The 19,129-nt window shown below is 42.0% G+C and carries 15 protein-coding genes and 1 tRNA gene; 10 read left to right on the top strand and 6 right to left on the bottom strand.

Features of this window, described 5'->3' with window-relative positions:
* Window positions 1–126 precede the first annotated feature (126 nt).
* The 5 genes from JCM16456_RS20310 (at window position 127) to JCM16456_RS20290 (ending at window position 6,938) form a co-directional block, all read left to right on the top strand.
* The gene (locus JCM16456_RS20310) at window positions 127–954 is read left to right on the top strand and encodes an aldo/keto reductase (protein ID WP_068717911.1); all 828 of its coding nucleotides are present in this window, start codon (window positions 127–129) and stop codon (window positions 952–954) included.
* Between the two features lie 374 nt (window positions 955–1,328).
* On the top strand, window positions 1,329–2,315 hold the full coding sequence (locus JCM16456_RS20305; RefSeq protein WP_068717909.1) for an acyltransferase family protein: 987 nt from the start codon (window positions 1,329–1,331) through the stop codon (window positions 2,313–2,315).
* Window positions 2,316–2,596: 281 nt separating this feature from the next.
* Window positions 2,597–3,937, top strand: a complete 1,341-nt coding sequence (locus tag JCM16456_RS20300; RefSeq protein WP_068717906.1) for a cytochrome ubiquinol oxidase subunit I — start codon at window positions 2,597–2,599, stop codon at window positions 3,935–3,937.
* Window positions 3,934–4,926 carry a cytochrome d ubiquinol oxidase subunit II gene (locus JCM16456_RS20295; protein ID WP_068717904.1) on the top strand — a complete coding sequence of 331 codons (993 nt, stop codon included), beginning with the start codon at window positions 3,934–3,936 and terminating at the stop codon, window positions 4,924–4,926. The genes JCM16456_RS20300 and JCM16456_RS20295 overlap by 4 nt, the downstream gene beginning before the upstream one ends.
* A gap of 1,019 nt (window positions 4,927–5,945) precedes the next feature.
* The gene (locus JCM16456_RS20290; protein WP_068717902.1) at window positions 5,946–6,938 is read left to right on the top strand and encodes a sensor domain-containing diguanylate cyclase; all 993 of its coding nucleotides are present in this window, start codon (window positions 5,946–5,948) and stop codon (window positions 6,936–6,938) included.
* Between the two features lie 65 nt (window positions 6,939–7,003).
* On the opposite strand, the gene JCM16456_RS20285 is transcribed toward JCM16456_RS20290, so the two are convergent.
* Window positions 7,004–7,094 (bottom strand) — tRNA-Ser (locus tag JCM16456_RS20285).
* 328 nt (window positions 7,095–7,422) lie between these two features.
* Between JCM16456_RS20285 and JCM16456_RS20280 the strand changes: the two genes are divergently transcribed.
* Window positions 7,423–8,094 (top strand): MaoC family dehydratase, encoded by a 672-nt coding sequence (locus JCM16456_RS20280; RefSeq protein WP_068717900.1) that lies wholly within the window; start codon window positions 7,423–7,425, stop codon window positions 8,092–8,094.
* A gap of 62 nt (window positions 8,095–8,156) precedes the next feature.
* Here JCM16456_RS20280 and JCM16456_RS20275 read toward each other — a convergent pair whose 3' ends face one another.
* Window positions 8,157–8,978 (bottom strand): phosphate ABC transporter substrate-binding protein, encoded by an 822-nt coding sequence (locus JCM16456_RS20275; protein WP_068717896.1) that lies wholly within the window; start codon window positions 8,976–8,978, stop codon window positions 8,157–8,159.
* A gap of 313 nt (window positions 8,979–9,291) precedes the next feature.
* On the opposite strand from JCM16456_RS20275, the gene JCM16456_RS20270 reads away from it, so the two are divergent.
* Window positions 9,292–9,645 carry a DUF3024 domain-containing protein gene (locus JCM16456_RS20270; RefSeq protein ID WP_068717894.1) on the top strand — a complete coding sequence of 118 codons (354 nt, stop codon included), beginning with the start codon at window positions 9,292–9,294 and terminating at the stop codon, window positions 9,643–9,645.
* Between the two features lie 153 nt (window positions 9,646–9,798).
* Here JCM16456_RS20270 and rnb read toward each other — a convergent pair whose 3' ends face one another.
* The 3 genes from rnb to JCM16456_RS20260 form a co-directional block, all read right to left on the bottom strand.
* Entirely contained in the window at window positions 9,799–11,823 is a 2,025-nt protein-coding gene (rnb, locus tag JCM16456_RS20265) for an exoribonuclease II (RefSeq protein ID WP_068717891.1), read from the bottom strand.
* A gap of 522 nt (window positions 11,824–12,345) precedes the next feature.
* The gene (locus tag JCM16456_RS23890; RefSeq protein ID WP_156430608.1) at window positions 12,346–12,576 is read right to left on the bottom strand and encodes a hypothetical protein; all 231 of its coding nucleotides are present in this window, start codon (window positions 12,574–12,576) and stop codon (window positions 12,346–12,348) included.
* 46 nt (window positions 12,577–12,622) lie between these two features.
* A complete protein-coding gene (locus JCM16456_RS20260; RefSeq protein WP_068717890.1) occupies window positions 12,623–13,585 on the bottom strand; it encodes a transposase in 963 nt (320 codons plus the stop codon).
* Window positions 13,586–14,069: 484 nt separating this feature from the next.
* Between JCM16456_RS20260 and JCM16456_RS20255 the strand changes: the two genes are divergently transcribed.
* From JCM16456_RS20255 to JCM16456_RS20245, 3 genes are all read left to right on the top strand, one after another.
* Window positions 14,070–14,552, top strand: coding sequence for a phosphatase PAP2 family protein (locus tag JCM16456_RS20255; RefSeq protein ID WP_082712446.1), 483 nt, complete (start codon window positions 14,070–14,072; stop codon window positions 14,550–14,552).
* Window positions 14,553–15,351: 799 nt separating this feature from the next.
* Entirely contained in the window at window positions 15,352–17,262 is a 1,911-nt protein-coding gene (locus JCM16456_RS20250) for a DEAD/DEAH box helicase (protein ID WP_068717888.1), read from the top strand.
* A 464-nt stretch (window positions 17,263–17,726) separates the two neighbouring features.
* Complete coding sequence (locus tag JCM16456_RS20245) at window positions 17,727–18,701, top strand: LysR substrate-binding domain-containing protein (RefSeq protein WP_068717886.1); 975 nt, start codon at window positions 17,727–17,729, stop codon at window positions 18,699–18,701.
* 45 nt (window positions 18,702–18,746) lie between these two features.
* On the opposite strand, the gene JCM16456_RS20240 is transcribed toward JCM16456_RS20245, so the two are convergent.
* Window positions 18,747–19,127, bottom strand: a complete 381-nt coding sequence (locus tag JCM16456_RS20240) for a DnaJ family domain-containing protein (RefSeq protein WP_068717885.1) — start codon at window positions 19,125–19,127, stop codon at window positions 18,747–18,749.
* Window positions 19,128–19,129 lie beyond the last annotated feature (2 nt).

Raw genomic sequence — 19,129 nt, 5'->3', positions numbered from 1 at the left:
TTTTAGTAATAATTGATTTTCAATTAGTTAACTTTAATCACAACGATTCTCTGACCATGCAATGAAGACGGTTGGCACAAATAAGAGAAAGTACTATTTCATATTAATGACAAAGGAAACGATGTTATGACTCAGACACAAACACTCACCAAATTTTCTGACGGTAATTCGATTCCGCAAATTGGCCTAGGGGTATGGCAGGCGACACAAGAGCAAGCGGCTGCGTCGGTGTGTCATGCTCTAAAATCTGGCTATCGCCATATAGATACCGCCGCGATTTATCAAAACGAAGAAGGTGTAGGACAAGGTATTAAGCAGTCGGGAGTGGTGCGTAATGATATTTTTGTCACCACAAAAGTATGGAATGATGCGCAAGGTTATGAAGAGGCAACTGCCGCGTTAAACGCCAGTTTAGATAGATTGCAGTTAGACTATGTTGATCTGTTATTGATCCATTGGCCAACACCAAAGCAGGATCGCTTTGTCGATACTTGGCGTGCTTTTATCGATGCCCAAAAAGCGGGTAAAGTACGTTCAATTGGCGTCTCTAACTTCAATGCTGATCATTTGCAACGCTTGATTGATGAGACGAACGTTGCGCCCGTGATTAACCAAATTGAGCTGCACCCTTATTTACAACAAGCCGAGTTACGAGCTTTTCATCATGAGCACCATATTGTCACTCAAGCCTGGAGTCCATTGGGGCAGGGCGAAGTGCTTAATGATGCAGTCATTGGCGCTATTGCGAGTGTACATGGTAAAACTCCAGCGCAAATTATTATTCGTTGGCACATGCAACTGGGTAATGTGGCGATTCCAAAGTCCGTCACTCCATCGCGTATTGAGAGTAACTTTCAGGTCTTTGACTTTGAGCTCAGTAACCAAGAAATGGCGCAAATCGCACAACTGGATCAAGGCCGCCGGATGGGCCCCGACCCACTGACCTTTGGCTAATCTTAGACAAGATTACCTTCCAATATCCATAACAATAGGGCAGACCATCATGAGGATGGACTGCCCTTATTTTTTACCTTGTGATTAGCCAGATGATAGCTGAATAATTTTACTTAAATTTTGCCAACCCCAACTTAAGTTATCTTTGTGCAAGTTAAGTCAACGATGTACAGAATTTGTTCTTGGATTGGGCGTGAGGGCAAAAATGGCGTCAAGAGAGCGTAGGAGAAAGGTCAAGCTTTTTACCAAAAGCATAAGTTATCGTGGTGCTATCTTGTAGCGAGTAGAGGCGGATTCTGTGATTCGATAAACTGAGTATCAGCGTAAAGTGCAGGGCGCTTTACACCAATAGATTTCAATCAAACAGGTGATGTATGCGGCTTTACACACTCGACGTTATGAAAGCGATAGCCGCCTTTTTTGTAATTACATTGCATGTGGGGCTATTTAAAGAATTTAACCATTTTTATGGCGAGATCATCCGGTTGTCTGGTCGCTGGGCGGTGCCGTTTTTCTTTATGGTGACTGGCTTTTTTATCGGTTCTAAAGGGCTAGAAGACCGTCTCGGTGGTCAAGCATTGAAAATCGGTAAGATATTTCTGATTTCGTCACTTATGTATCTGCCATACATCTACATCAAACATGATTTCAGCGCGGATAAAATCAGCGAGCGTGTGATGTCTGATACCGTGATTATCTCCGGTATGTCATTTCATCTTTGGTATCTTTCTTCGCTTATGTTTGGTTTGGTAACTTTTAAGTTATTGATTCAACGCGTTTCGATGCGCACTATGTGGGCAGTTTCTGCCGGGATTGTGTGCGCCTATTTTGCGGTGGATCTGTTTCCTGATCTGACGCAAAACGAAAACTGGTTCCGCCATTTTATTTCATTACCATGCCTGTTTATTGGTTATGTAGTGAGTGGTATGGATCGAAACAAAATTCAGATGCCAGTGGTTTATACGGTGTTGACCATCAGTCTTATCGGCATTTACGGTTTACCGTATTTGTTGCAAGGTGACGATACTCGTTCGATCATCCTGCGCCAGTTTCCTATCTTTGTGATTCCATTTTGTATCGCACTGATGCTTATTGGGGTGAAATCACAAATGAACAATAATGTGATCGCTGACATAGGTCGTGATTATTCACTGCTAATTTATACGAGCCATCCTATCTGGATGTGGATTCTAAAAGAGTGGGTGTTACCTCATTCGTGGCAAACCGATATCGTAGTGGCGATGATTACTTTCGCAGTTGCAACGGTATTTGCTATCGCACTTAAATATTATTGGGCTAGGGCTTTCGGTCTTCTTAATGGCGATTTTGTACTGAGAAAAGCAATAAAAGCAGGTGCATAAAATACGATAGCTTGTATCAATATGGGCCTATCATGATTTTCCCATGAGCGTTATAGACTTTTTAACCTTATGAAAAACAGGTTATTTCCGAAGTCATAGTTTGCAATATGTGCACACATTTTGTGTCAGAAAAACATAATTACCCTCGTTACACTGTCGCCCGTTATCAGTGCATTACTGGTATGGGCTGGAGTGTTTTATTGATGATCATTACGGCGCTATTTACGTAGAAATCAATAGAAAACTTAGTAAGCCTGAGTGAATTAAACGAGGATGCTCTTATGTTAGAAACTCTGATCCTGTCGCGTATTCAATTTGCCGCCAACATCAGCTTCCACATTCTATTTCCCACTTTGACGATAGCGCTTGGGTGGTTGCTGGTATTTTACAAATGGCGCTTTAATCGTACAGGCGATTCTCTGTGGCTGACAGTTTATTACTTTTGGGTAAAGGTGTTTGCACTGACTTTTGCGTTAGGTGTGGTGTCCGGTATTACCATGAGTTTTCAGTTTGGAACCAATTGGCCTGGGTTTATGGAAAAAGTCGGTAATGTAGCTGGGCCTTTACTGGGTTATGAAGTGATGACTGCCTTTTTCATGGAAGCTACTTTCCTTGGTGTGATGTTATTTGGTCGGGGACGAGTTCCTGAATGGCTACATACCCTTGCCACAGTGCTGGTGGCGGTGGGGACGACCATCTCGGCATTCTGGATACTGGTTCTCAACAGTTGGATGCACACTCCGCAAGGGCATCAGTTAATTGACGGCGTCGTGCATGTGGTCAGTTGGTATGAGGTGATATTTAACCCATCATTGCCATATCGATTTGCCCATATGTTGCTGGCTTCTGCTTTAACTGCGTGTTTTGTTACCGCTGGTGTGTCTGCATACCAATTACTTAAGGACAAGGCTTTTAGTCCAGCGAAACGGGCGTTCAAAGTGGCTGTAACAGCCGCTGCTGTTCTAGCGCCGTTGCAAATGTTCGTTGGTGACTTGCATGGCCTCAACACCTTGGAGCATCAACCTGCGAAAATTGCGGCAATGGAAGGCGTGTGGGAAACCGAGAAGGGCGCGCCACTGCTGGTTTTTGCTCTACCAAATGAAGAGAAAAGAACGAATGATTGGGCGATTGAAATACCCAACTTAGCTAGCCTAATTTTGACTCATGATATCAATGGTGAGTTGCAAGGGTTAAATGAATTTGCACCGGACCATCCACCAGTTAAGCCACTGTTTTTTGGTTTTCGGATTATGGTTGGCGTCGGTGTGCTGATGTTACTGATGAGTTGGTTTGGCGCTTGGCGAGTTCATCGTACAGGTTACCTGTCGCCTTTGGTACTTAAAACCTTTGTCGTGATGACCTTTTCTGGCTGGGTTGCCACTCTTGCTGGCTGGTATGTTACCGAAGTAGGGCGTCAACCCTGGTTAGTCACAGGGGTGCTAAGAACCGCTGACGCCGTCACGCCCGTTGCTGGATCTTCGGTTGCTTTGTCGTTAGCGCTCTATCTCGTTACCTATGTCGCATTATTGTATGCCTATTTACGCACCATCTTCTATCTCGCACGCAAGGGCGTATCTGAAGAGGCAAAACTTGCAATTGTCCCACAGGAGAAACAGGCATGATGCATTATTTACCCGAAATCTACTTATTGTTGCTTGGCTTTACGGTATTTATGTATGCCGTGCTTGATGGCTATGATCTCGGTATAGGAATGTTACTGCCGATGCACAGTGAACCACAACGAGACCGAATGATTGCTTCAATTGGGCCCTTTTGGGATGCCAACGAAACATGGCTGGTATTGGCGGTAGGCATTTTGTTGATTGCTTTTCCTGCTGCCCATAGCCTAATTTTTACTGAACTGTATTTTCCTACCACCTTGATGTTAATCGGCTTAATTATGCGAGGCGTGTCGTTTGACTTTAGAGCAAAAGCGAAAGCAGATCACAAGGACAGCTGGGATAACTGTTTTAAATTGGGTTCGTTTATCGCAGCCAGCACGCAAGGCTACATGATGGGACGTTATGTATTGGGATTTGCCGATGGCGCAGCTGCTTATGCTTTCGCAATATTAAGTGCACTTTGTGTCACTGCTGCGTACATCTACATTGGCGGCACGTGGTTAGTATTAAAAACAGAAGGCCAACTTCAAGTAAAAGCAGCGCGCTGGTCGCGTAAAGCCGGGTATGTTGCTTTGTTTGGCATTATGGCGGTCAGTATTGCTAACCCTCTGGTAAGCACTCATGTCGCGGAACGTTGGTTTCAGTTTCCGGCAGTACTGATGTTAGCTCCGGTGCCTGTCATTGTGATTGGCTTAGTATTGGCTATCGATCGGTATTTAGTTCGAGTGCCAACGCGCGAAGATTTTGGTGCGCATTTGCCGTTTACTGGGGTTATTACTCTATTTGCCTTAAGTTTTTTTGGTTTAGCATACAGTTTCTTTCCTGAAGTGGTTCCGGGGAAGTTTACTGCGCAACAGGCTGCAAGTGCTCCAGAAACTTTGTTGATAACAGGGTTTGGTGTGATGGTCGTGATGCCTATGATTCTGATTTATACCTTTATTGTGTATCGAATCTTTAAAGGAAAAGCCTCAGAACTCAGCTATAAATAAATAGGGTATTCGCTCCTAGCGGCATTACCGGTATTTTACGTAGAATAACTATGTAGAAAATCAATGCCTTGTCTAAGAGCGAATGCATTCCTACTGAAACAGCTTTTTAAAATTACTTGGGTATATATTGTGACCAGGTGATTGATAGCCAGTGATAATGGGTTTATGGGGCGGACTGATTTTTCTTGAATCCTATCATCAATATAAATTCACTAAGACTTTTATTTATTGTGATTTGGGCGTATTTATATGGTTGAGATGACTAAATATATGTTAGTTATATTGTAAAATTATCTGACATGATAGCCAAATGAAAATGCTGTTATGAATTGTGAACATAAATTTTATGGATTCAGATAAATAGTGAATAATCGATGTATGCCGTATTTTTTATAACAATAAATTTAATTCTCCTCTTGAATAAATATATAGTCTTGGGGTTATCAAAAATCACTCAATACGAAGCATAAATTCATAATGCCAGTGATAATAGTTCTTCTTTACTTGATGTTAAGCCTCGTTCGTATCAAAAGGCATTATCAGTACCATACTTGGTATAGGATGGTGGCTTTATGGTGGGGTTGAGCGAGTTACTATTTATGATCTGTGTATACATATTGCTGTAAAAATAGCTGACATATTGTGTTAACTCTTGCTTTTATTAAATACATATTCACTTTTCTTGTTATCTTTACGTAGTTAATAAGTTGTTAAATAGAGTGATTGCTCACAGATATTGTTTCGCTATTAATAGATACTGACTCTTTGGGGACGTTGAAAATAGGGTGTGTTTAGATTATATCGAGATTAAATCATTATCTTATTGATTTTAAATTGATTAGTGATTGTATGAGTAAGTTATTTTTATTTAATCGTATGTATTGACATTTTTATAATTATCTATCCCCAATTCTTGGTATTTAAGTTTTATAATGTTTAACGTAACCTGTTATAGGTTATGACATGTATGAAGTGATTGGATAATTTCACTAGATACAGTTTAAATATAGGCTAGAAAAATGAGCGATTACAACGAATTTGATATTTTGCTAAATGCGCTGTCAGAACATGTTTTCGTTTTATCTGAAACAGGCCGATATGTGAATGCTTTTGGTGGTCAAGAAAATAGCCGTATCGAAGACAGCAAGGCTAATGTCGGTAAGACAATTAATGATGTTTTTCCGCAAAGACTTGCGAAGATTTACTTGTCATATATTCAAAGAACACTACAAGAGCAGTGTACCCAGAAAGTCATCTATCAATTCTCCAGAGAAGAAATGGGTGATAGTTATCCTGGATTACCAGGTACCGATGAAATTTGGTTCGAAGGAACAATAAAACCGCTTCCACTTATCATTAATAATGAACGCACTGTGCTGTGGACGGCAAAAAATATCACCGAGCAACGTTTGATCGAACAGCGTTTGAAAGTGCTTTCAGAGATTGATGAACTCACTTCCATCGCTAATCGTCGTACTATTGTTGAACGTATAGATTCTGCTATCAAAGAGTTTCAAGAGTTTGGTCGTATTTTTACTTTATTGATCTTTGATATCGATAAATTCAAGCGCATTAATGACACGTTCGGACATCCTGCTGGCGACCGTGTTATTCGACATGTTGCTAATATTGCACAAAGGGAATTGCGGTCCAGAGATTGTATAGGTCGGCTGGGCGGAGATGAATTTTTAGTGCTCTTGCGAGATACGGATATTGGTAATGCAGTTTCGGTGAGTGAGAAGTTACGCAAGTGTATCGCTCATACGACGTGCTCATTTCCAAACTTTGAGGTGTTGCTTACAATTAGTATCGGCCTAGCGGAAATCGGTGTGGGTGATCTAGAGGTGCACCATTTGATAACCCGTGCAGACCAAGCTCTGTATCATGCTAAAAAACACGGCCGCAATAAAACCTGTTGTTACGATGCCTCAATGGAAGAGGGAATGGATGAGCCTGCTAAAGCCAAACACTGGGTGATGTACAAGCAAGATAGCGATGATCCCATTCGTTAGCTTCAAGCATAAATGAGCAAAAATGAAAAAAAGCCCGCTGAATGATCAGCGGGCTTTTCAAAATGTGGCGGAGAGATAGGGATTTGAACCCTAGATACGCTATTAACGTATGCCGGTTTTCAAGACCGGTGCTTTCAACCACTCAGCCATCTCTCCGTGTGGCGGTCATATTAGGGGGGCTTGGATCGTTTGTAAAGCATAAAATAGGTATAAATGAATCGTTTGCTGCTATTGTGACCACTTCCAGATTTGACACTATTCTTACGCAAATTTTATCAAAAGCTAATATAACGCAAAGATATGCGTGCAATTACTCTAATTGACGTTAGGCTAATAAAATAATGTTTTATTGATAAGTCTATGAAAAGTATATAGAAAACACTGTTCAGAATACGCTTGTACGCCCGAAAGTATTTGATTCGTAGCGTGAAGTACTTCAAAATTAACGTGTTAGCATTTCTTCTTAGTAGAGAATGAGGTTTTGATGAAAGTCGCGGATCTTTTGAAGCATCGTGCTGAAAATCTAGTGAAGCACACTGAATTCAAGCAATGGATGTCTCCGGCAGTACGAGAGTACTGGGGGGAGTTCTTGAACAAAGCCAATAACCGCCAAATATTTGCTTGGATGAAGGAATTTAATCAACCAGCAAATGAAGAAGTGGCCGCACCAGAGCCGATCGTTTTATCGCCGGCAGCTCAGGCAGTGTATGAAGAGTTACTGCCGAAGATTGGTGAGGTTATTCATACTGGCGATTGGATAATGGTTGATCAGGAACGTATCAATCAGTTCGGCAAAGTCACGGAAGATATGCAGTGGATCCACACTAACCCTGAAAAGGCAGCGGAGCAGTCTCCTTTTAAGACAACCATCGCGCATGGTTTTTTAACTTTGGCATTGTTGCCAAAATTGACGGATAGTGTAGACCCTGAGCATTCCCTATTTCCTACCGCTAAAATGGTGGTGAATATTGGATTGAATTCAGTGCGATTCCCATACCCAGTAAAATCAGGTAGTCAGGTGAGAGCGGTTAGTACGCTTTCAAAAGTGACGCCGATAAAGAAAGGTTTGGAGATTGAGCGCGAAATAAAAGTAGAAATCGAAGGCGTGAGACGTCCTGGCTGTATTGTGATGTCCGTTATTCAACTTCACTTTTAATTACAATATGTTTGATAAAAAATAGGAGAGCCAAGGCCCTCCTATTTTTTTGTCTAAAAGTATTATTTTTGGGTCATTGGCACGTAGCCATAATCTTGTATTATTTTTTGGGCTTCAAGCGATTTAAGATAAGCGAGAAACGCTTTTACGCTAGCGGAATTTTTTTCAGGATAGTGCAAAATCAAAAAAGGTCGAGTTAACGGGTATTGACGGTCGGCGATAGTGTCGCTGGTGGCTTTAACATTATCAATGAGCAATGAGTTTACCGACATGTCTACCGAGCCGTAAGAAATAAAGCCGATAGCTTGTGGATTATGACTGACCAGTGTTTTCACCATCCCATTGCTGTTTGCAACGAGGGCATTGGGTGTCATGGTTGATACTAATTTGTCTTTGAATACTCGAGTTAAGCCAAGCAGAGTTTCAAAACTATAGCGGCTACCTGATGAGGCTTCACGTGTCACCACAGCAATCTGTTTATCTTGCCCCCCGACCTCTTTCCAATTGGTCAGCGTACCTTTATAAATATCAAATAACTGTTTTCGTGTTAACGCCTTCACCGGGTTATTGATGTTAATAACGACGGCAATACCATCAAGCGCTAAAGTGTTGATGGTTAAATTATCATCTTTCTCACCTTCAGTTAGATAGCGAGAGCTCATGGCAATATCAGAAATGCCTTTTTTGAGAAGCATGATTCCAGAGGTTGAATCTGTGCCATGAACAGCAATAAAGGTTTGTTTTTGTTGATTGTTATAGTGTTCAGCAAGAACGTCCATCACACGAGCGACTGACGTTGAACCTGAAACGTTGATTTCATCTGCGTGCGCAGAAAATGCGAGGGTAGAACAAGTAATAAGTGCAGCAAGAATCACTCGCAACATAAAATACTCCAAAATGGGATTAGCTAAGAATCAATAGTATATTTCGTTAAAATGACATATATGTGAAAACTATGTATTCCAGTCACCTCAAATGCAGGATACTAGGCTTAATTAATGAGGTCTGGTCAGTCCAATCACAACAGGAACGGTTATTTCCTATCAATGTTACTATAGGTCAAGATGACAGATTGTTGTGAAATTGGGTGGGTTTTCGTTAAATCGTTTATACTCATTTGCAACAGAGGTCGTTGAATATTGGATTTAATCCGACGATACTGCTTTATAAGTTATTGAGCGCATATGAGGTTTCGTCATGACGGTCGTGAACATGTTGCAACGTCAGATTGAAAGGCGAGCGGAGCTGATTTGTCAAAACCGTAATCAGAATTTGCCTGTCGATATGGGAAAATCAAGCTTTGAATCAATCGAGCAGGGAGTACATTTCCTACAGCACCATTGTAAATTGGATTCCTCTCGTTGTGAGTATATTAGTGCTGTCGCCAAGTTAGTTTGGGAGGACGATATTTGCCAGTGGGCTCTATACGTCCCTGCTGATGAAGAAGGTGAGGGTAAGTGGTTACCTTATCCTTATTTATCGAAAAGCTCTGATTTAACAGCCATGGTGCGAGAGGTAGAAAAAGACCCCAAATCGGTGTTTTGGCAGTAGTGAGTAAAAGCGTATTTTTGAAACCGATGCTAGCACTCTAATGACATAACAGCTATGAGCAAATTATTAACGGCATAAAAACAAAAAAGGCATTCTAACGAATGCCTTTTTATATTCGATATAGAGCTTAATTAAGTTCGATATAAAGCTTAATTAAGCGTCTTTAGCCTGTGGTTCCGTCGCTTCCACTGCAGGTGCTTCTGCTTTCTGTGGTGCTGCAAACACTTGCGTTGGTTTGGCAACGATGCTGCGGTTTTCTTGGTTTACTTCCGTCAACACGATTTCAAGTGTGTCACCTAATTGGTAAACCATCTCTTTATCAATAGAAATTGTACCGTTGTCGCCGTTACATTCGATGCGCTCTTTGCTATCGACAATCAGTGCTCCAGGAATAAAGGCCATTGCGCCATTTTCTAAAACACGTACGCGCATACCAGCACGGTTGATATCGAAGATTTCGCCAGTAAAGAGTGTCGCTTTTGCTGGCTCTTCCGCCAAGGTGCGGGCGTATAACCAATCGCCAACATTACGCTCCGCGATTTTGTGGTGTTTGCGGTGTAATGCGAGTTCTTCACCAACGGTTTCATCTGGAGTTTGTACTGGTTCTTTATCCAGAATCATCGCTTTAAGCATGCGGTGGTTGATCATATCACCGTATTTACGAATAGGTGATGTCCATGTAGCGTACACATCCAGACCCATAGCAAAGTGTGGTAGTGGTTGGTTACCAATCTCGCTGTAGCTTTGGTATTTACGAATACGGTTATCGAGGTAAGGTGTTTCTTGTTGACCCAACCAGCGACGTAACGTAGCAAAGCCTTCTACAGTGTTGAGTTCTTCTTCTGTTGTTACTGGCGCATCGTTGGCTACCATTAATTCAATCACTTCCGCCATTTTTTCTGGTTTGAAGCCAGCGTGAGTGTTGAATACGCCTGTTTGGAAGGCTTGGCGCAATGCTTTACCTGCACAGATATTGGCAGTAATCATTGATTCTTCCACTAAGCGGTTCGCGGTGCGGCGCATGTCAGCATGGATAGCAACAACGTCGTTATCTTCACTTAATTCAAAGCGGTAATCTGGACGGTCTGGGAATACAACAGCATGAGTTTCACGCCAGTTGGCACGTGCTTTAGAAAAATCACAAAGATCACGAACCACTTGAGCAATTTCATCGCTCGGAGTCCACTGGTCACTTGACCCGTTTTCTAACCAGTCTGAAACGTGGTCATAAACTAAGCGGGCATGTGACTGCATGTTAGCAGCAAAGAAGCGAATATCTTCGCCGATTACACCGTTTGCATCAACCGTCACGCTGCAGCATAGTGCCGGGCGAACTTCGCCTTCCATGAGTGAACATAGCTCATCAGCGAGATCACGTGGCAGCATTGGGATGTTACGACCTGGTAGGTAGATAGTGAATCCACGTTCACGAGCTACTTTATCCATAAAGTCTTCAGGCGTGATGTAGGCTGTTGGATCCGCAATTGCGATGGTTAAGCTAAAGCTACCGTCAGCATTTTTCTTCGCATATAGTGCATCATCCATGTCTTTGGTTGATTCACCATCAATTGTTACGAAAGGAACCGCCGTTAGGTCTTCGCGAACTAAATCTGAGTCGTCTTTCAACTCCCAGTTATCAATGCCATCTGGTTCTGAATTAGGCAGGTCATTTTCGGCCAGTGTTACCCACCAAGGCGCGATTTTGTCGTCAGCGTCGGTAATTTTCTTAGAAATCTCAACAAAAAAGCCATTGTCACCTTTAAGCGGATGGCGTGTTAAGTGAGCAACAACCCAATCGCCCTCTTTAAATTCTTCCGGATTCAGTCCCTTAGCAGTACGAGCTTTCAATGACTGCTTTTTCAATTGAGGGTGATCAGGTACAACGTTTAACTTGCCCTTGAATAATTTTATACGGCCGATAAAACGAGTTAAGGATGGCTCTAATAGTTCTTGAGGTTCTGCCACTTCACGTTCATTTTCGGTGCGAATAATAGCAACCACTTTGTCACCATGTAGGCATTTTTTCATGTATGGAGGCGGAATGAAAAAGCTAGTTTTGCTGTCTACTTCTAAAAAGCCAAAACCTTTATCTGTGGCTTTAATAGAACCTTCCTTTTTCGGTAGGTTTTCCTGAATCTGCTGTTTAAGCTGGGCAAGTAATGGGTTGTCTTGAAACATTATTTACTCTTAATTGTTGGTATTTATACCCTTGTTATGAAGTATGAACGCCAGTACGAACTGCATCATGCAGAGCAATTTCGTGAGCGTTGAGTGTTCACTCTTGGCATACATCACGCTTCGGACATAAAGCTATCCTGACTTCCTTACGATAACCGAGTAAGAAATATCAATAATGCCATTTGCGCTGGTTACACTACAAACGAGTGGCAATGTTGACCAAAGCACGCTGAGTCTGGTGTCAATGGTACTAGGTAATGGCATCAATGTATATCGCGAAGTCTAACTAACGAAGAGAACTAACGAGGACACTCATCTTTGGAAACAAAGAACTAACAAGGACACACAGCTTAAATGATTTTAGTGATTCACCTTATGGAGAGAGGAGCGCTAATTGGTGGGTTAATTGGGTTCGAACTGACTAAGAGACGAAAGATTCTGCAAAAATGGCATTCTCATTACTGTCATTGAATCGGAATAAAGGTATAGGTAAAAGTTGGCTTAGTTTATACCCAAGTAACCTCAAGATGCGGTTTCAGCGAGAAAGCATTCGCTCATAGGCAAGGCACCGATTTGAATACCTAGTGATTCTACGTAGAAAATCGGTAACGCAGCATAGGAGCGAATACAACTCGCCCGTTGGGAGCTCATCAACAAGCCCATTTCTGCGCCCAATGACGTTGAAAGGGAATGACCATTCCTTCCGTCATTGAGCTTGACCTGTGCTCGTTGATGAAGCTCTGAAGTCTGCATCTTGAGGTCATTTTGGTATATATTTTGGTATATATACGGAGGGAATTTAAGCAATGTGCAATGCGACCATTCTTTTCTTGTTCAGAACAGTTTTGGCGTGGTGTAAACGTGCTGTGGTTCCAACCCAAACACGTGGTTTTTTCTCTAGGTCAGTACACAGTGTTAAACAGTCAGTTTGGGTTAACGAGAGTCTTGTAAGTATATTGGGCTGTGAATCATGGATATAGCCAGGCTTATCTGGCCTTATTTGTCGGCCAATCCAATCCACTAACTCAAGGTAGTCACTGAGCTGAAAAGGGATACCTTGCGCTTTATCATGATGCTCATAGCCCATGAAATTCGCGAGTGATGGTGTAGTGGTTTCTCCTTTCTCTAAACTCGTTAGTCTCGCTTTAATTGAGGTGAAGTCAGATTTTTCTGGTGTATCGACCATTTTGGCTCGAACTGGATTTAAGTCGACATACGCCATGGCTGCCAGCAAGGCTTTTTCATCGAGCAGTGCTTGTGATTTGAATCGACCTTCCCAAAAGCGCCCAGTACATTGATCTTCTTTATTAGCTTGAACGGCAATGTTGTAATTAAGCTCTCTCATAAACCAACTGAGGGAATAAAGTCGTTCTCGCCACTCGCTAATGAATTGATTGCACGCGTCTTTTTCCGACTCAGATTGAATATCCCCTGCTAACCAACGTTGAATAATCGGTGGCAGTTGGTGCTCCGCGTTCCAGCGTTCAACTACTTCTAAGTCTGAAAGGGCTAAAGCGCTCTCTTTATCAATACAAACAACGAGATGGTAATGATTACTCATTACGGCATAGGAGCAGATTTGAATCAGATAAACATCGGCAAGACTAAGAATTCGTTGCTCAATCCAATCTCTACGATGCTCATAAGATTTTCCAGTGAGGTTATCAACACCGCATAGATAGGAGCGACGCACACAGCGAGACACGCAGTGATAATAAGGCGTGATGTCGGGGCAAATTAGCTGTGAGCGAGCGGTAGTCATGAATTGTAGCCTCGGGAAAAATAGAAAGGTTTAGCGTGGCCATTTAGTGAAATGAGCAAAAGAGTGCGTTAGTGATTACTGGAGAGACTTCAAAGAATCACTGGAGATGTTATGCATGGTGTAAATCAAAATGTGAATTGAATAAAGGTGCGTGTCCTCCTTGATCAGTCATACAGGCTTATTGAGGGTGAGTGTCCCGTATACTTAAACAGTACTGAGCTCTCGGAAATGAATGTTTATTTGTGTACAGCGACTTAGATTTATCGACCTTGATTACATAAGTTATGTTCGGTCAGGCAAAGTGCAAAAGGTGGCATAAAATAAAAGTAATTCGCCTTCAGAGCCGAAATACCATAATGCCATCTATTCAAGCTAGGGAATGCAACGTCGTAACGTATTGTGAAGAGTGAGAGCCAATTTGAAGTTTTTGTCTATTATTCAGATTAGTACTGCTATTTTTGTTTTGTCTTTTTCAGTTTCAGCCATGGCCAAAAGTGAGAAGTTAGAGAAAGTAGGGGATGTAGGGCAATATGGTATTCCTTTAGTCGCTGGTGCCATTTCTCTTTACCATCTCGATGGAGAGGGACTGCTCGAATTAGGAGAAGGTGCTATTTGGACGGCTTTGTCGACACATATACTAAAAAGTACCGTTGATGCCACTCGCCCCGATGGAACCGATCATAGTTTCCCTTCAGCACATACGTCGAGTGCAGCGCAAGGTGCTGCCTATTTACAGTTTCGTTATGGTTATCAATATGGTATCCCAGCATTTATTGCCGCTGGGGTCGTTGGCTATTCTCGCATTGATGCCGATAGACATTATTGGCGAGATGTGGCTGCAGGATTTGCGCTTGGGACGGGAATCCAGTACCTAGTCTCTCAACAAGGTTGGTCTGTTACAGAATTAGCCATCGTTCCTTATATTGAGTCGAAAGGGGTTGGTGTTGCGGTCTCATTCCGCTACTGACAGCTTATCTAAACTCTGTTATCTAACTGAATAAAATCTTAATTTCGCATGCTTGAATATCTAGCATGGACAACTTGGATTTGGCTTTACTTTTTAATTCGGTGAGAATTATTTTTGTAAAAATAGATAATTATTAGGTGCTTATTAAGTTGGCGTCGTTAAAAATGTTTAAAAAGTAAGCTTTAGTATTTGAATGAACTTCTAATGGTTAAAAATCAAACTTTACATTCTTTGAAAACACAAAGCCCTCAGTGATTAAGTATAAAAAGAAATTTAGTGATCCATATCTAATTGCGCAAGAATAGGCTAAAATGCGATCTGACAATCTCAAGTAGAGTGCCGTGCAGTTTTATTTGCAAGAGAAACAGTAAAGCCCATTGAATTTATGGGGGTTTTTCTGGTTTTGTGTTCTTGTGCGAACGGTTTGTTCTACATGTTTCGATACATTCCGAACACAGTATCGGATAGGTGAAATGACGGTTAATGCTACTTAAAGATTGGATAAATTGGGGTGTGGCTTGAGTTGGCTAAACATAATGTACTAGCCAAGTAGAACAAGGGCTCTGAACTCGTTTAAGTCAGAGTTTTATCATACGTAAGAAAAAATTGTGATGAATTTCAATTTTTCCTAGCTTTTTTTATGTATTTAAGGAATAATCCGCTTCCCTAAGTTATGTCCCAAGTGGCTTGATGCGTTTTAATACTTATCCGCATCTGAACGGAATCAGCAAATTTTTGGATTGGTTGGAAATGGTAAAGCTCATGGGACCTTGGTTTTTTTTATTATTATGGGAATCCCATGCAAGATACTGTCATTCAATTTAGTGACTTAGCACTTAACAGTGCAATTCTATCAGCCCTCGATGAAATGGGCTTTGTGCAACCAACACCAATTCAAGCAGCGTCTATCCCTGTTCTGTTAGAAGGACGTGATGCGCTTGGTAAAGCGCAAACCGGTACAGGTAAAACAGCAGCGTTTTCTCTTCCACTGCTGAGCAAGTTAGAACTATCTCAACGTAAACCTCAAGCAATCGTTATGGCTCCAACTCGTGAGTTGGCTATTCAGGTTGCTGCTGAGATTAAGAATCTTGGTCAAAAGATCTCTGGCCTTAAAGTTCTTGAAATTTACGGTGGTGCATCGATCGTTGATCAGATGCGCGCCCTGAAATCTGGTGCCCATATTGTTGTTGGTACTCCAGGTCGTGTTAAAGACTTGATTACTCGTGAGCGTCTCCATCTAGACGAATGTCATACCTTCGTATTGGACGAAGCTGACGAAATGTTAAAAATGGGCTTTGTTGACGATGTTACTTGGATCATGGAGCAGGCTCCAGCAACAGCACAACGCGTGTTGTTCTCTGCAACTATGCCTCCAATGGTTAAAAACATTGTTGACCGTTACCTACGTGATCCAGCTCGTATCGACGTTGCAGGTTCTAACCAAACTGTTTCTAAAGTAGAACAGCAATTCTGGGTAGTGAAAGGTGTTGAAAAAGACGAAGCAATGTCTCGTCTTCTAGAAACTGAAGAAACTGATGCGTCAATCGTATTCGTTCGTACTCGTCAAGATACTGAACGTCTTGCTGATTGGTTAAGTGCACGTGGCTTTAAAGCAGCTGCACTTCACGGTGATATTCCTCAGTCTCTACGTGAACGTACTGTTGATCACATCAAACAAGGTGTTATCGACATTCTAGTAGCAACTGACGTAGTAGCACGTGGTCTTGATGTGCCACGTATTACACACGTATTTAACTACGATATTCCATTTGACGTAGAATCTTACATCCACCGTATTGGTCGTACTGGTCGTGCTGGACGTAAAGGTAAGGCGATCCTATTGGTTCGTACTAACCAAATCCGCATGCTACGCACTATTGAGCGCGTAACTCACTCTTCTATGGAAGAAATCCAGTTACCACACCGCGATAAAGTAGCAGAGTCTCGTTTGACTAAGCTTGCGAGCGATTTGGAAGCAGAAAAAGAACACAAAGCTCTAGATAAATTTGCTGAACTTGTAGAGAAAATTCAAGGTTCTCTAGAAATTGACGCAACAACTCTTGCCGCTATTCTGCTAAAACGCCAACAAGGTAAACGTCCATTGTTCTACGTTGGTGAAGACCCAATGATAGAAGCGATTGAACGTGATAAGAATCGTCGTCGTGAACGTCGTGAAAACGGTCGTGAAAACGGTCGTGATTTCGGTAACAACAACGCAGATTGGGAAACTTATCAGTTACAAGTTGGCCGTGAGCAAGGCGTACAAGTGAAAGACATTGTTGGTGCACTAGCAAACGAACTAGGCCTAACTAAAGGTTCTATTGGTGCAATCAAACTGGCTCAAGGTCATACTTTTGTACAGTTGCCAAAAACCATGTCTAACGATGTGACTAACAAACTACGTAAACTACGTATTCGCCAAAAAGAAGTTGACGCAGTTGTATGTGACTTCACTGATTTCCGCGAGCCTCGTGGTCGTCGTGATGGTGGTCGCCGCGATGGTGGTCGTCGTGACGGTGGTCGTCGTGATGGCGGTCGTCGTTTCAGCAGTGAAGGTAACTTCCGTGGTAACGGTGGTAACGGTGATAACAATGGCCGTGGTAACTACCGTGGTGAACGTCGTTTTGACCGTAACCGTAGTGGTGATGATCGCGGTAACTTCCGTGGTGAGCGTGGCCATGGTCGCCGTCAGCACAGCCAAGACGCATAATTAAAAGTGAAAGGCCCATGAATATCATGGGCCTTTTTGTATCTGGAATTTGGGTTTATCCCCCAATACGCTCAAGATGCAGAATTCAAAGCATCATCATCAAGCTAAGTCAGGCACAATTACGCAAGGAATGGTCATTCCCTTTCAACCTATCGGCTATATTTAATAACTTTTGATAATAATCGTTTTCTATTCGGATAATTACAGGTAAATTGTACCCTTGCTGATTAGGGTTATTTGCCAGTACTGATTTTAAAATGAGTTTTTGGGATTTATTATTCTCATAAGTTATCGGTTGCTTATAGAATGCACTAACAGCTTGATTAATTTCAGTCTGTCATGGATTTACTCGACTACAAGCTCTATTATGGGTGACATTGCGTGAGTAAGTCGCTCATGGATTCATGTGCTGAATAGACATCTATACTCATCGGAAAGAATAGATAAAAGAGGAATCGTAGAACGTGAAGTTACAGCAGTTAAAATATCTGAAAGCAGTTAAAGATAATAACCTTAACATATCCTCGGCCTCTGAATCTTTATATACCACTCAGCCAGGTGTTAGTAAGCAAATTTTGCTTTTCGAACAAGAGCTTGGCGTACGTGTTTTTGAACGTCACGGTAAACATTTACAGCGCATCACTGATATTGGCGAAAAGATTTTTGAAGAAGTAGAGAAAATGCTGCTTCTTGAAGAGAAGATCAAAGCCATTGCGGCAGAGTATGTTGATCCGGGCAAGGGAACGTTCAACATCTACACCACGCACACCATTGCGAGTTACTTACTTCCTAAGAGTGTAGCAACCTTTACAAAACGTTATCCAAGTGTCAATTTCAATTTATATCCGACTGTTCCTTCGGACACTCGTGGTGGCATCAGCAAAGGTCATACTGATTTCTCTATCGTGGCGCAAATTGTGGCACCGGATACTGACTTAATTGTTCTTCCTGCCTACTTATGGCGCATGGGAGCTGTGGTGCATAAAGATCATCCACTGGCGAAAATTGATAAGCCAACGATTCAGCAAATCGCAGAGCACCCTTTATTGAGTTACGAACCGGGTGCTACGGGTCGTGAATGTATTGATGATGCGATGCGTGAAGCGGGTTGCACACCTAAATACTTTATGAGTGCCATGGATGCTGACGTCATCAAACGTTATGTGAATCTCAATTTTGGTGTAGGTATCATTTCTAATTTGGCCGCGACTGATATTGCCAATACCAACATGAAATACATCAATCTTGACCACTTATTACAGCCATGCCAAGCGTGGATTTGTTTTAGTAAAGACGTTATTTTGCATAACTATATGTATGATTTCTTGGGATCATTTGCGCCGCATTTAACCAAACCATTGATGGAAGAAGTGTTGGCCAACAGTAACCCAACTAAGATTGATAACTTATTTAAGAACATCGAATTACCTGTGTACTAAGTCGAGTTCGCAACTTAAGTAAAACGGGCATCTTAGCCCGTTTTGTTATTGCTTGTTTTTTGTCTGCGCTTTCTGTTCTTGTTGATGCGCTAGGTAGCGATGTAAAAAGCGGGTATCAATGCCTTTGATTTGCATCTTCAATTCTAGCTTACGAATATGTGCGAGTGCGTCTCGGGTTTCTTGTGATTCTGGATCGCTTTGTGCCACTAAGTCACACAGCTCCAATACTTCTTTACGAGCGACAAGTTCTGGTGGTAAATACCCGGCATTTTTTAAGATTCGATACCCCATCCGAAGGTGTTCGGGAACTCCGTTATCATCATCCAAGATTAGCGCTTCTCCCTGTTTGGGCAGATCATCGAACTCGCCATTTTCTATCGCTTTAGCGATCCGTTGTTCGACTATTTGATCGATTAACAATGTCATAG

The organism is Vibrio tritonius, assembly GCF_001547935.1.
Lineage (GTDB): Bacteria > Pseudomonadota > Gammaproteobacteria > Enterobacterales > Vibrionaceae > Vibrio > Vibrio tritonius.
Note: the sequence above shows the minus strand (reverse complement) of the source record. Positions and strands in the feature narration are given on the sequence as shown.

Bases quoted from the DNA above. Each gene is read 5' to 3' on its own strand.
- JCM16456_RS20240 (WP_068717885.1), bottom strand. From the start codon at position 19,127: ATGACATTGTTAATCGATCAAATAGTCGAACAACGGATCGCTAAAGCG.
- JCM16456_RS20300 (WP_068717906.1), top strand. From the start codon at position 2,597: ATGTTAGAAACTCTGATCCTGTCGCGTATTCAATTTGCCGCCAACATC.
- JCM16456_RS23890 (WP_156430608.1), bottom strand. From the start codon at position 12,576: ATGCAGACTTCAGAGCTTCATCAACGAGCACAGGTCAAGCTCAATGAC.
- JCM16456_RS20310 (WP_068717911.1), top strand. From the start codon at position 127: ATGACTCAGACACAAACACTCACCAAATTTTCTGACGGTAATTCGATT.
- JCM16456_RS20280 (WP_068717900.1), top strand. From the start codon at position 7,423: ATGAAAGTCGCGGATCTTTTGAAGCATCGTGCTGAAAATCTAGTGAAG.
- JCM16456_RS20295 (WP_068717904.1), top strand. From the start codon at position 3,934: ATGATGCATTATTTACCCGAAATCTACTTATTGTTGCTTGGCTTTACG.
- rnb (WP_068717891.1), bottom strand. From the start codon at position 11,823: ATGTTTCAAGACAACCCATTACTTGCCCAGCTTAAACAGCAGATTCAG.
- JCM16456_RS20250 (WP_068717888.1), top strand. From the start codon at position 15,352: ATGCAAGATACTGTCATTCAATTTAGTGACTTAGCACTTAACAGTGCA.
- JCM16456_RS20305 (WP_068717909.1), top strand. From the start codon at position 1,329: ATGCGGCTTTACACACTCGACGTTATGAAAGCGATAGCCGCCTTTTTT.
- JCM16456_RS20275 (WP_068717896.1), bottom strand. From the start codon at position 8,978: ATGTTGCGAGTGATTCTTGCTGCACTTATTACTTGTTCTACCCTCGCA.
- JCM16456_RS20290 (WP_068717902.1), top strand. From the start codon at position 5,946: ATGAGCGATTACAACGAATTTGATATTTTGCTAAATGCGCTGTCAGAA.
- JCM16456_RS20270 (WP_068717894.1), top strand. From the start codon at position 9,292: ATGACGGTCGTGAACATGTTGCAACGTCAGATTGAAAGGCGAGCGGAG.
- JCM16456_RS20260 (WP_068717890.1), bottom strand. From the start codon at position 13,585: ATGACTACCGCTCGCTCACAGCTAATTTGCCCCGACATCACGCCTTAT.
- JCM16456_RS20255 (WP_082712446.1), top strand. From the start codon at position 14,070: ATGGCCAAAAGTGAGAAGTTAGAGAAAGTAGGGGATGTAGGGCAATAT.